A 12,317-nucleotide genomic window follows, 5' to 3' on the forward strand; every position below is an offset into this window, starting at 1 on the left:
CGCCTTACCCCTTGAGATGGAAAGATTTGACCCGGGTCAGTTGCTGGTAGCCCAGCGTGGACAGGGACACGCCGCGGCCGGTGTCTTTGACTCCGGTCCAGGCCAGCGCCGGGTCAAGGTAGTCGCAGCGGTTCATGAACACGGTGCCGGTTTCCAGTTGTTGACCGAGATGGACGGCGGCGTCGCGGTCCGCGGTCCAGATCGAGGCGGTCAGGCCGTAGGCGCTGTCGTTCATCAGCCGCAGCGCCTCCTCGTCGGAGTCCACCGCCATGATGCCGATGACCGGGCCGAAGCTCTCCTCGCGCATCACGCTCATGGAGTGGTCCACGTCCACCAGCACCTGCGGGGCCAGATAGGCGCTGCCGGGCGCGTCGGCGGCGAAATGACCGGCCGGAATCAAGGCGCGCGCGCCGGCGGCCAGCGCCGCCTGGATCTGTCCGCGGACGAAGTCGGCGGCGCCGGCGCGCACCATCGGTCCCAGATTGGTGTCCGGGTCCAGCGGATGGCCGAAGCGATAGGTGCGGGTCAGTTCGACGAAGCCATCGACGAAGTCGCGGTAGCGCCCGCGTTGCACATAGATGCGTTCGATGCCGCAGCAGGACTGGCCGGAGTTGAAAAAGGCGCCGTCCACCAGATTTTCTATCGCCGCCGGCAGGTCGGCGTCGGCGCGCACATAGGCCGGATCCTTCCCGCCCAGTTCCAGGCCGACGCCGATGAAGCGCTCGGCGGCCGCCCGCTGCACCGCGCGGCCGCCGCTCACCGAACCGGTAAAGGCGACGAAGTCGATTTCGGGCGCCGCGGTTAGTTTCAAGGTGGCGGCATGGTCCAGCTCCAGGGTCTGGAACACGCCGATGGGCAGACCGGCGGCGGAGCAGGCCTGGCGGAATAGGTCGGCGATCAGCGGGGTTTGCGAGGAGTGCTTGAGCAGCACGCAGTTGCCGGCGGCCAGCGCCGGCGCGATGGTGTTGACGGCGGTGAGGAAGGGGTAGTTCCATGGCGCCAGCACCAGCACGGTGCCCAGCGGTTCGCGGCGCAGCCAACGCTCAAAGCCGGGCTTGGGCGCGGGGTGGAGATCGGCCAACGCTTCCTCGGCGATATCCAGCATATGGCGGGCGCGTTCGGTCAGGCCGCCGATTTCGCCAGGGGACTGGCGGATGGGGCGGCCGATCTGGCGGGTGATGGCGTCGGCGCAGTCGCTCTTGTGGGCGATCAGCCAGTCCACCGCCTGGTTGATCAAGGCCTTGCGTTCGGCTAGCGGGGTGGCGCGCCAGCCCGCCTGGGCGGCGCGGGCGGCGTCCAGCGCGGCCTGGGTCTGGACCGGGCTGGTATAGCTGCGCTGTAACAGCACGGAGCCGTCCAGCGGGGTGATGACGGAGTAGTTTGCGCTCATTTAAATGATCTCGAAGTAGCGTTTCAATTCCCAGTCGGTGACGTGGCGCTGGAACTCGCGTTCTTCCCACTCGCGGGTGGCGGCGAAGTGGTCGACGAAATCGTCGCCGAACCAGTCGCGGGCCGCGGCGGAGGCGCGCAGCGCCTGAGCGGCTTCCCACAAGGTGCGGTGCAGTTTCAGGTGGGGCGGGGCATCCAGCAGATAGCCGTTGGCGCTGACAGGTTCTTCAGGCTCAATACGGTGTTCGATGCCGTAGAGGCCGGCGGCCAGGCCGCTGGCCAGCGCCAGATAGGGGTTGCTGTCGGCGCCCGGCAGCCGGTATTCGACGCGTTGCGACTTGGCGCTGCCGGGAATCGCCCGGATGGCCACAGTGCGGTTGTCTACGCCCCACAGCGAGCTGGTGGGCGCCCAGTAACCGGGCACCAGCCGGCGGAAACTATTGACCGTGGGCGCGGCCAGACTCATGAACTCCGGCATCAGCCGCTGGATGCCGCCGATGAAATGACGCATCGCGTCGCTGATCGCGTGTTCGCGTCCCGGCTGGTGGAAGGCGCTGTCGCCGCCGTCGCGGCGGCGCAGCGAGATGTGGATGTGGCCGCCCTGGCCGGATTGCTCCTGGTGCCACTTGGCCATATAGCAGAGCATGCGGCCCTGTTTTTCCGCCAGCACCTTGGAGAAGGTCTTGAAACAGACGGCGTTGTCGGCGGCGCGCAGAGCGTTGTCCACGCACAGCGCGGCTTCCAGCGCGCCGGGGCCGGTTTCCTCGTGCAGGCCTTCGATGGGCATCTGCATCCGCTCGCACAGATCCAGCAAGGCGCGGTAGAAGTCGGTGTTCACCGAGCTGCGCAGGATGGAGTAGCCGAAGGCGCCGCTGCCCAGCGGCTTGGGGTGTTGATAGAGGCGCTGCTGCAACGCATCGTTGTCTTCGTCCACCGCCAGAAACTCGTACTCGAAACCGGCCAGCACGTCGAAACCCATGCCGCGGGCGCGCTCCAGCACCCGGCGCAGCAGGCCGCGCGGACAGAGGCTTTCCAGCCGGCCCACCACCTCGCCCTGGACGAAGATCATATCGCCTTCCAGCGGCAGGTCGCGGCAGGATTCGGGGATCAGCCGCACCTCGGCGTCGCCGTAGCCGCGGCCCCAGCCGGTGAGCAGGGTGTTGTCGTACAGCTTGTCGCCCACGTCCCAGCCGAACACCACGTCGCAGAAACCGAAGCCGCCTTCCAGCGCGCACAGGAATTTGTCGCGCGACATGTATTTGCCGCACATCACCCCGTCCATGTCCACCAGGCCCACCTTGATCTGACTCAGGCGGCGTTCTTCGATCAAAACCTTCAAATCCGCGATTGTCTTTACGTCGCGTGCTTCCATCGCTGTCTCTCCCTGATTGCCGCGGTCTAATGTCCCCGATACCGGCCGAGCGTTCATCGTCTGGCTTGCAACTATCTGTTTTGATAGCGGTTTGTGGCTGCCTTTTGGGCCGTCCCTGGTCGCCGTCATGTTGTTTGGGTAGTATTATTCGTTAAAAAAAAATGAATCAAGCCAAATTTGTAATAAATATTAGAATCTGGGGCGTAGTGTGGGCGCAATGACACAATGCCGTTTTTACACTGGCGCTGTTATGCTGCGCGGCACGATGTCAGTCGTGCATTGCCAAAGGGGCAACAGAATGAGCCAAAGCCGCTCGATCGCGGAACAAGTCCGCGCGCTGTTCGAAGCGCTGACCCCCACCGAACGCAAGGTGGGACGGGCGCTGCTGGCCAATTATCCGGTGGCCGGCTTGGAAACCATCGCGCAATGGGCGCAGCGCGCCGATGTCAGCGGGCCGACGGTGCTGCGCCTGATCGGTAAGCTGGGCTTCGACAATTACGCCGCTTTTCAGGGGGCCTTGCGCGCCGAACTGGAGCTGCGGCTGCAATCGCCGTTAATGCGCCACGACCCGGGGCAACTGCAGGGCGATCACGATTTTCTGGCCAGTCACGCGGAGCGCATCGCCGATTTGATGCGCCAGACCGCGGCTCAAGTGCCGCGCGCCGAGTTCGACGGCGCGGTGGACTTGCTGGGCGAACGCAAGCACCGGATCTGGCTGCTGGGCGGGCGGCTGACCGACCCGCTGGCGGCTTATCTTTGTCACCATCTGAAAGTGGTGCGGCCGGACGTGGTGCATTTGCGCGGCGTGCCGGCGAGTTGGGCGGATTCGCTGGTGGACATGGGGCGACAGGACGTACTGGTGATCTTCGACATCCGCCGTTATTGGGACGACGCGCTGCGCATCGCGGAAATGGCGGCTCAGCGCAAGACCAGCGTGCTGCTGTTCACCGACCAATGGCTGTCGCCGGTGGCGCGGGTGGCGCGCTACACCCTGGCGGCGCACACGGCCGGCCCGGCCGGCTGGGATAGCAACACACCGTTGATGATGTTGGTGGATGCGGTGATCGCCGCCTTGAACGCGCGGCATTGGGATCGCATCAGCGGCCGGCTCAAGGAGGTGGAAGCGATGCGGGCGCGGCTGGGCGAAGGCGAGGAGGGGGCGGTCGAGTGACAAGGGCGGGGCCAGCCTCTAAAATGGCGGCATCAAGCATTATTAGGAATATTTCATGCCGTCTTTCGATATCGTGTCCGAAGTGAACAAGGTGGAAGTGCGCAACGCCGTGGAGCAAGCCAATAAAGAAGTGTCCACGCGTTACGACTTCAAGGGCAGCGACGCCCGTATAGAGATCGGCGACAAGGAGTTGACCTTGTACGCCGACGCCGAATTCCAACTGGATCAGGTCAACGATATTCTGGTCAACAAGCTGTCCAAGCGCGGCGTGGATGTGCGCTGCATGGAGTACGGCAAACTGGAAAAGGTCAGCGGCAACAAGGTGAAGAAAGTGCTGACGGTGAAGGAAGGGCTGGAGTCCGATCTGGCCAAGAAAATCGTCAAGCTGATCAAGGACGCCAAGCTCAAGGTGCAGGCCAGCATCCAGGGCGAAGCGGTGCGCGTGTCCGGCGCCAAGCGCGACGTGCTGCAGGAGTGCATCGCGCTGATGCGCAAGGAAATCGCCGACGACAAGGAAAACGGCTTTCCGCTGCAATTCAACAACTTCCGCGACTGAACGCCGTTGTTAGATGTGAAAAAGGAGCCTGTCGGCTCCTTTTTTCATGGGCTGCGCCTAATAGGCGGCGGCGCGACGCAATTGCAGCCGCTCCCATACCAGCCGCGCCTGTTCCTCCTCGGCGGCGCCGGTGGGAGGCAACGGCAGCCGGCATTGCCCTACCGGCAGGCCCTGCACCCGCAGCATGGCTTTCACCGACATCGAAAACACCGAGGCGTCGGTGTTGGAGAAGGCGAAGGACTCCTGCAAGCCGGCGTTGACGCGCCGCGCCAGCGCCGTGTCGCCCTGTTCAAAAGCGGCGATCATGCGCGCGAACTCCGGCCCGGTCCAGTGGGTGGAGGTGCCGACCACACCCACAGCGCCCACGGCCAGCAAGGGAAGGGTCAGGGCGTCGTCGCCGGAATAGAGCGTGAAATGCTCGCCGGCCGCGGCTATTAGCGCGGCGGCCGCGGCCGGGTCGCCGGTGGCGTCCTTGAAGGCGACGATATTGTCCACTTCGCGGAACAGCCGCAGCAGCACGTCGGCGGCGATGCGGCGGCCGGTGCGGCCCGGCACGTCGTAGACCATCAGCGGCAGCCGGGTGGCCGCGGCCACCGCGCGGAAATGAGCCTCGATGCCGGCTTGCGGCGGGCGGTTGTAATAGGGGCCGACCACGAAGACGCCGGCGGCGCCCAGGTCGGAGGCTTCGCGGGTCAGCGCGATCGCGTGTTCGGTATGGCTGCTGCCGGTGCCGGCCAGCACGGGGATGGTCACGGCTTCGCTGACCGCGCGAACCAAGTCGCGCCGTTCCTGGTCGCTCAGCGTCGGCGCTTCGCCGGTTGTGGCCGCCACCACCAGGCCGTCGCTGCCGTTGGCCGCCAGATGTCTGGCCAGTTGCCGTGCCGCGTCCAGATTTAGCCGGCCGGCCTCGTCGAAGGGCGTGACCATGGCGGTCAGCACCTTGCCCCAATGTTCTGTCATTTTGCTTCCTTTGTTCTTCTTGGCCACCTTGACGGCGGCTGAGGCCGATTCTACTCCTTCTCGCGCAGCCTTTCCCGCGGTTTCAGCCCAGGCAGGCGTTGAGCGCCGCCTCCAACTCCAGGCGCAAGGCCGGCAGGTCGGCGGCGGACCCCTGGCTCAGCAAGGCTTGGGAGATTGCGCCGTAGCAGAGGCAGTGAGCCATGCGCGCCGCGGCGTCCAGACGCGGAGGCGGCTCCACGGCGCCGGCCAACGCGGCGCGCCAGATGTCCACGTATTGCTGGTAGTGGCGGCGGTAGGCTTCCAGCGAGGACACTCTCCGCTCCAACTGGAACAAAGCGCTCCAGGCCGCCGCCTGGCGTTGCACCGTGTCCAGTTGCAAGGCCAGCAGCGCGGCGGCGATCTCGCGGCGGTCCGTGCCGCGGCAGGCGGCGGCTTTGCGACGCAAAGCGTCGGCCAGGGCATGCACATGCTGGTGGATGCTCAGCGCGGCCAGGCCGTCCATATTGCGCACGTACTGATAAAAGGTGCCGACCGCCACGCCGGCGACGGCGGCCACTTCGCGCACCGTGGTCTTGGCGTAGCCGCGTTCCAGCAAAACCTGAACAAAGGCCTGTTGCAGCGCGATCAGGCTGGCGCGCGAGCGCGACTGGCGCGGCCGCCGGCGCGTGGCCGGCGCGGCCTGCTCAGCTTGCTGCGCCGCGGTAAGGGAAACCCGAACATGTCGCATCGCCGCTTTCCTTATACTTTCGTCATGGCCGCTGAGCGGCGCGAGGGAGACGGAACGATGATCTGGCAAACCCATGAAGTGAGCAACCAGTACGAAGAACTGGCGGATTACTCGCTGTACGACAGCGATCCGGCCTTGTGCGAGGTTCTGCTGCGCGCCGACGCCGGCTGGGCCGAGGCCGGGCTGCGCGCTTACGGCGAGCGCCTGGGGAGGGCGGATAGTTTCGAACTGGCGGAGCAGGCCAACCGCCATGTGCCGGAGCTGCGCGCTTTCGACCGCCGCGGCCGCCGCGTCGACCAAGTGGACTCCCACCCGGCCTGGCACCAGTTGTTGACGCTGTATCGCGAGCAGGGCCTGGTGAGCATGCCTTTCGACAGCGAACGGACAGGCCGCTGGAGCGCGACGATGGCCGGAATCTATCTGCATGGCCAGGTGGAGGCCGGCAGCCTGTGCCCGGCCACGATGACCCAGGCCGGCATCCCCTTGCTGCGGCGCGAGCCGGGGTTGTGGGCGTCGTTGGGCGACAAGCTGTTCAGCCGCGTTCACGACAGTCGCGATTTGCCGCTGGAACGCAAGACGTCGGCGTGGATAGGCATGGGCATGACCGAGAAGCAGGGCGGCTCCGACGTGCGCGCCAACACCACGCAGGCGACGCCGCTGGGCGCCGGAGGCCGAGGCGGCGAATACCGGCTGCGCGGCCACAAATGGTTCTGGTCCGCGCCCATGTGCGATGCTCATCTGGTGGTGGCCAAAACCGTCGACGGCGCGCCGTGCTGCTTTTACGTGCCGCGCTGGCGGCCCGACGGCGAGCGCAACGCGGTGCGGATCCAGCGTCTGAAGGACAAGGTGGGCAACCGCAGCAACGCCGGCTGCGAGGTGGAGTTTCAGGACGCCTGGGGTGTGTTGATTGGCGAGGAGGGGCGCGGTATTCCCACCATCATCGAGATGGCCGGCTACACTCGGCTCAACTGCGTGATCGGCAGCGCCGCGTTGTTGCGCCAGGGCGTGGTGCAGTCCTTGGCCTACGCGCGGCGGCGCATGGCCTTCGGCAAGCGCTTGGCCGAGCAGCCGCTGATGCGCGCGGTGCTGGCGGATTTGGCCTTGGAGAGCGAGGCGGCGCTGCAGGTGGCGGCGCGTCTGTCTGAAGCCTTCGAGCGCGATGACGCGCCGGCGCAGCGGGGGTGGAAACGCATCGTCACGCCTGCGGCCAAGTTCTGGGTGTGCAAACGGGCGGTGGAGTTCAGCGGCGAGGCGATGGAGGTGTTTGGCGGCAACGGCTATGTCGATGGGCCGATGGCGCGCGCGTATCGCGAAGCGCCGCTGAATTCGATCTGGGAGGGCTCGGGCAATGTGATGTGTCTGGATGTGATCCGGGCGCTGCAGCGCGAGCCACAAGCCTGGCAGGCTTTATTGGAGGATTTGGCGGTTCTGTCCGGCGGCGATCCGGCGCTGGCCGCGGCGCTGGCGCAATTGCGAGAGCTGGCCGCCAGGCCGGCCGAGCTGGAGCCCCTGGGCCGGCGCTTTGCACAATTGCTGGCGCTGACCGCGCAGGGCTGCCTGCTGACGCGTCATGCGCCGGCGGCCTTGGCGCAGGGTTTCGTCGCCAGCCGTTTGAGCGATGGGCAGTGGGGGCGGGTGGCCGGCGCGCTGGATGCGAATCGCTTGCAGGTCGACGCGATCTTGCAGCGCGCCTTGCCGGCCTGAGCCGGTCTCAGAACATGTTTGCGATCCGCGAGCAAGGGCGACGCAATCTCAGAGCACGTCGCCCGGCACCCGCACCCAGCCTTCCATCAACACCCGAGCGCTGCGGCTCATGACTGCCTTGGTTACCGTCCAGGCCCCGTCTGCCTGGCGGGCTTCTGCGCCGACGCGCAAGGTGCCGGACGGGTGGCCAAAGCGCACCATCCGACGTTTGCCGCCGCCGGCGGCCAGATTGACCAGGGTGCCGGGAATCGCCGCCGCGGTGCCGATGGCCACCGCGGCGGTGCCCATCATTGCGTGGTGCAGTTTGCCCATGGACATTGCCCGCGCCAGGAGGTCGATGTCGGCGGCGCGCACTGGTTTGCCGCTGGAGGAGAGGTAGTCGGCCGGAGGCGCGACGAAGGCGATCTTGGGCGTGTGCTGGCGGCTGGCGATGTCGTCCAGCGTCTTGATCAGGCCCATCTTCAGCGCGCCGTGGGCGCGTATGGTTTCGAAGCGCGCCAGCGCCGCCGGATCGGCATTGATCGCGTCCTGTAGTTCAGTGCCGCTGTAGCCGATGTCGGCGGCGTTGACGAAGATGGTGGGGATGCCGGCATTGATCAATGTGGCCGGGAAAACGCCGACGCCGGGCACGTCCAGCGTGTCCACCAGGTGTCCGGTGGGGAACATCGCGCCGCCGTCGCCGTCGCCCTCATCGGCCGGATCCAGGAATTCCAACGGCACCTCGGCGGCGGGGAAGGTGACGCCGTCCAGTTCGAAGCCGCCGGTCTCCTGCACTTGACCGTTGACGATGGGGACATGGGCGACGATGGTCTTGCCGATATTGGCCTGCCAGATGCGCACCGCGCACACGCCGTCGGCGGGAATGCGCGCTGGATCGATCAGGCCGCCGGCAATGGCGAAGGGGCCGACCGCGGCGGACAGATTGCCGCAGTTGCCGCTCCAGTCTACGAAGGCCTTGTCTATGCCGACCTGGCCGAACAGGTAGTCGACGTCGTGGCCGGGACGCGAGGAGGAGGACACGATCACGGTCTTGCTGGTGCTGGACGTGGCGCCGCCCATGCCGTCTATCTGCTTGCCGTAAGGGTCCGGACTGCCAATCACCCGCAGCAGCAGCGCGTCGCGCGCCGCGCCCGGCTGGCGCGCGGCCTCCGGCAGGTCCTGCAGCCGGAAGAACACGCCCTTGCTGGTGCCGCCGCGCATATAGGTGGCGGGGATGCGGATCTGGGCTGGGTGGTTCATGTGCTTGTTTTCCTGTGTTTGTGGCGGCTCTGTTATCGGTGCGCCGCTGTGTTCATTGTGTCCGGGCGCTTAGAACCTGTTCAAAGTCTGCGGCGCTTCGTGAAGCCTTGTACGGTGAGTACAAGCTCAAAATGCTCATGTACCCCTCGCACATTCCGCTTTTTCGCTAGTTTTCGCCTTGTCTCGCTCTTGCTCGCGAGGCTTTGAATCGGCGCTTAGCGCTTGCCAGATCGCTTCTAGGACGGCGTCCTGGTTATACAGAATATCGTTGTTCCAGAAACGCATGGCTCTGAAGCCTTGCGCCTGCGGCCAAGCGTCGCGCGCGGCGTCGCTGCGGCTTTCGTGATGCTTGCTGCCGTCCGCCTCTATGATCAGCTGCGAGCCGAAGTGGACGAAATCGACGATGTAGGGGCCGATCGGCTGTTGGCGGCGGAATTTCTCGCCGTTCAGCCGGTGGGCGCGGAGCTGCTTCCAGAGTCGCTGTTCGGCGTGGGTCATATTGCGCCGTAAGGACTTGGCGAAATCGAGCTGGCGCATACCCCTCTCCCCTTGAGGGAGAGGGGCCGGGGGAGAGGGGGTCAGCCTCCCGCGCCTTCCAAAAAGTCCTGAGCGAAACGCTGCAACACGCCGCCGGCTTCGTAGATCGACACTTCTTCCGCGGTGTCCAGCCTACAGGTCACCGGTACCTGCGCGGTGTCGCCGTTCCGGCGGTGGATCAGCAGCGTCAGTTCGGCGAGCGGCTGGCGTCGGCCTACCACGTCGTAGGTCTCGGTGCCGTCCAGCGCGAGCGTCTTGCGGTTGACGCCGGGCTTGAATTCCAGCGGAAGCACGCCCATGCCGATCAGGTTGGTGCGGTGGATGCGCTCGAAGCCCTCTGCGACGATGGCCTCGACGCCGGCCAGCCGCACGCCCTTGGCCGCCCAGTCGCGCGAGCTGCCCTGGCCGTAGTCGGCGCCGGCGACGATGATCAGCGGCTGCTTGCGCTCCATATAGGTTTCTATCGCCTCCCACATCCGCATGGTCTTGCCTTCCGGCTCGACGCGGGCCAGTGAGCCCTGTCTCACCGAGCCGTCTTCGTTCAACACCATTTCATTGAACAGCTTGGGGTTGGCGAAGGTGGCGCGCTGCGCGGTCAGGTGGTCGCCGCGGTGGGTGGCGTAGGAATTGAAGTCTTCCTCCGGCAGGCCCATCTTCGCCAGATATTCGCCGGCGGCAGAGTCCGGCAGGATGGCGTTGGACGGCGACAAGTGGTCGGTGGTGATGTTGTCGGGCAGCAGGGCCAGAGGGCGCATGCCGCGCAGCGTGCGCTCGCCGGCCAGCGCGCCCTCCCAGTAAGGCGGGCGACGGATATAGGTGGACTGCGGCCGCCAGGCGTACAGCGGGCTGGCCTTGGCGGCGGTGTCGCGGCGGATGGCGAACATCGGTTCGTACACCTGTCGGAAATGCTCGGGCTTGACCGCCTGGCGCAGCACCGCGTCTATCTCCGCGTCGTCCGGCCAGATGTCCTTGAGCCGGATCTCCTTGCCGTCGGCGACGCCGAGCACGTCTTTTTCGATGTCGAAGCGCATGGTGCCGGCGATGGCGTAGGCGATCACCAGCGGCGGCGAAGCCAGGAAGGCTTGCTTGGCGTAGGGGTGGATGCGGCCGTCGAAGTTGCGGTTGCCGGACAGTACCGCCGTCGTGTATAGGTCGCGCTCCACGATTTCCTGCTGGATCTTGGGTTCCAGCGCGCCGGACATGCCGTTGCAGGTGGTGCAAGCGAAGGCGACGATGCCGAAGCCCAATTGCTCCAGCTCGGACAACAGACCGGCTTCCTTCAAATAGAGTTCGACTGCCTTGGAACCCGGCGCCAGCGAGGACTTCACCCACGGTTTGCGAATCAGGCCCAGGCGGTTGGCATTGCGCGCCAGCAGGCCGGCGGCGATCACATTGCGGGGGTTGGAGGTATTGGTGCAACTGGTGATGGCGGCGATGATCACCGCGCCGTCCGGCATCAGGCCCTGGGCCTCTTCTGCGCGCGCCTGCGCCAGGTTCACGGCGATGCCGCGTTCGGCGAGAGCCGATACCGGCAGCCGCTTGTGCGGATTGGACGGGCCGGCCAGATTGCGGCTCACGCTGGACAGGTCGAAGCGCAGCACCCGTTCATACGCGACGTTTTGCAGCGTGTCGGCCCATAGCCCGGCGGTCTTGGCGTAGGTTTCCACTAAGCGCACCTGCTCGTCGCTGCGGCCAGTCAGCTTCAGATAGGCGATGGTCTGTTCGTCGATGAAGAATAGCGCCGCGGTGGCGCCGTACTCCGGGGCCATATTGGAAATGGTGGCGCGGTCGCCCAAGGTCAGCGCCGCCGCGCCCGCGCCGTAGAATTCCAGATATGCGCCCACCACCTTTTGCTGGCGCAGAAATTCGGTCAGCGCCAGCACCACGTCGGTGGCGGTAATGCCTGGGCCGGGTTTGCCGGACAGTTCCACGCCGACGATGTCCGGCAGCCGCATCCACGATGCGCGGCCCAGCATCACGTTTTCGGCTTCCAGACCGCCGACGCCGACGGCGATCACACCCAGCGCATCCACGTGGGGGGTGTGGCTGTCGGTGCCGACGCAGGTGTCCGGGTAGGCCACGCCGTTGTCGGCGTGGATGACCGGCGACATCTTCTCCAGATTGATCTGATGCATGATGCCGTTGCCGGCCGGGATCACGTCGACATTGTCGAATGCGTTCTTGGTCCATTCGATGAAATGGAAGCGGTCCTCGTTGCGCCGGTCTTCGATCGCTCGGTTCTTTTCGAAAGCCTGCGGGTCGAAGCCGCCGCATTCCACCGCCAGCGAGTGGTCGACGATCAATTGCACCGGCACCACCGGGTTGACCTGGGCCGGATCGCCGCCCTGGTCTGCGATGGCGTCGCGCAGGCCGGCAAGATCCACCAGCGCGGTCTGGCCCAGGATGTCGTGGCAGACCACGCGCGCCGGAAACCAGGGGAAGTCGCGCTCGCGCTTGCGATGGGCGATCTGCTCCAGGCATTCGCCCAGCAGCGCCGGTTCGCAGCGGCGCACCAGGTTTTCGGCGTGGATGCGGCCGGTATAGGGCAATTGCTCCCAGGCGCCGGGGAGGATGGCGTTAACGGCGGCGCGGGCGTCGAAGTAGTCGAGTCCGGCGCCGGGCAGGGGAATGCGGTAAGTGGTATTCATCATGTCTTGACCAA

At 65.9% G+C, this 12,317-nt stretch carries 10 protein-coding genes; 3 read left to right on the forward strand and 7 right to left on the reverse strand.

Going from position 1 to position 12,317, the window contains the following annotated elements:
- Window positions 1-4 precede the first annotated feature (4 nt).
- Together BR71_RS20180 and BR71_RS20185 are read right to left on the reverse strand one after the other, a co-directional pair.
- Entirely contained in the window at window positions 5-1,390 is a 1,386-nt protein-coding gene (locus BR71_RS20180) for an aldehyde dehydrogenase family protein (protein ID WP_043641571.1), read from the reverse strand.
- A complete protein-coding gene (locus BR71_RS20185; protein WP_043641573.1) occupies window positions 1,391-2,761 on the reverse strand; it encodes a glutamine synthetase family protein in 1,371 nt (456 codons plus the stop codon). It abuts the gene before it with no gap.
- A gap of 298 nt (window positions 2,762-3,059) precedes the next feature.
- Here BR71_RS20185 and BR71_RS20190 point away from each other — a divergent pair, with 298 nt between their 5' ends.
- On the forward strand, window positions 3,060-3,932 hold the full coding sequence (locus BR71_RS20190; RefSeq protein ID WP_043641574.1) for a MurR/RpiR family transcriptional regulator: 873 nt from the start codon (window positions 3,060-3,062) through the stop codon (window positions 3,930-3,932).
- A gap of 55 nt (window positions 3,933-3,987) precedes the next feature.
- On the forward strand, window positions 3,988-4,488 hold the full coding sequence (locus tag BR71_RS20195; protein WP_043641576.1) for a YajQ family cyclic di-GMP-binding protein: 501 nt from the start codon (window positions 3,988-3,990) through the stop codon (window positions 4,486-4,488).
- A 57-nt stretch (window positions 4,489-4,545) separates the two neighbouring features.
- On the opposite strand, the gene dapA is transcribed toward BR71_RS20195, so the two are convergent.
- Both dapA and BR71_RS20205 read right to left on the reverse strand, forming a co-directional pair.
- A complete protein-coding gene (dapA, locus tag BR71_RS20200) occupies window positions 4,546-5,448 on the reverse strand; it encodes a 4-hydroxy-tetrahydrodipicolinate synthase (RefSeq protein ID WP_043641577.1) in 903 nt (300 codons plus the stop codon).
- Between the two features lie 82 nt (window positions 5,449-5,530).
- Entirely contained in the window at window positions 5,531-6,175 is a 645-nt protein-coding gene (locus BR71_RS20205; RefSeq protein WP_043641579.1) for a TetR family transcriptional regulator, read from the reverse strand.
- Window positions 6,176-6,232: 57 nt separating this feature from the next.
- Between BR71_RS20205 and BR71_RS20210 the strand changes: the two genes are divergently transcribed.
- Window positions 6,233-7,879: an acyl-CoA dehydrogenase family protein gene (locus BR71_RS20210; protein ID WP_043641581.1), complete on the forward strand. Its 1,647-nt coding sequence runs from the start codon at window positions 6,233-6,235 to the stop codon at window positions 7,877-7,879.
- Between the two features lie 48 nt (window positions 7,880-7,927).
- Here the strand turns inward: BR71_RS20210 and prpF are convergent, their stop codons facing one another.
- The 3 genes from prpF to acnD form a co-directional block, all read right to left on the reverse strand.
- Window positions 7,928-9,118, reverse strand: a complete 1,191-nt coding sequence (prpF, locus tag BR71_RS20215; RefSeq protein WP_043641582.1) for a 2-methylaconitate cis-trans isomerase PrpF — start codon at window positions 9,116-9,118, stop codon at window positions 7,928-7,930.
- Between the two features lie 135 nt (window positions 9,119-9,253).
- Window positions 9,254-9,655: an endonuclease domain-containing protein gene (locus BR71_RS20220; RefSeq protein WP_081862767.1), complete on the reverse strand. Its 402-nt coding sequence runs from the start codon at window positions 9,653-9,655 to the stop codon at window positions 9,254-9,256.
- A 41-nt stretch (window positions 9,656-9,696) separates the two neighbouring features.
- Window positions 9,697-12,303, reverse strand: a complete 2,607-nt coding sequence (gene acnD / locus BR71_RS20225; RefSeq protein WP_043641950.1) for a Fe/S-dependent 2-methylisocitrate dehydratase AcnD — start codon at window positions 12,301-12,303, stop codon at window positions 9,697-9,699.
- Between the last annotated feature and the right edge of the window lie 14 nt (window positions 12,304-12,317).

The sequence above is a fragment of the Chromobacterium haemolyticum DSM 19808 genome (genome assembly GCF_000711885.1).
In the GTDB taxonomy this organism is placed as follows: domain Bacteria; phylum Pseudomonadota; class Gammaproteobacteria; order Burkholderiales; family Chromobacteriaceae; genus Chromobacterium; species Chromobacterium haemolyticum.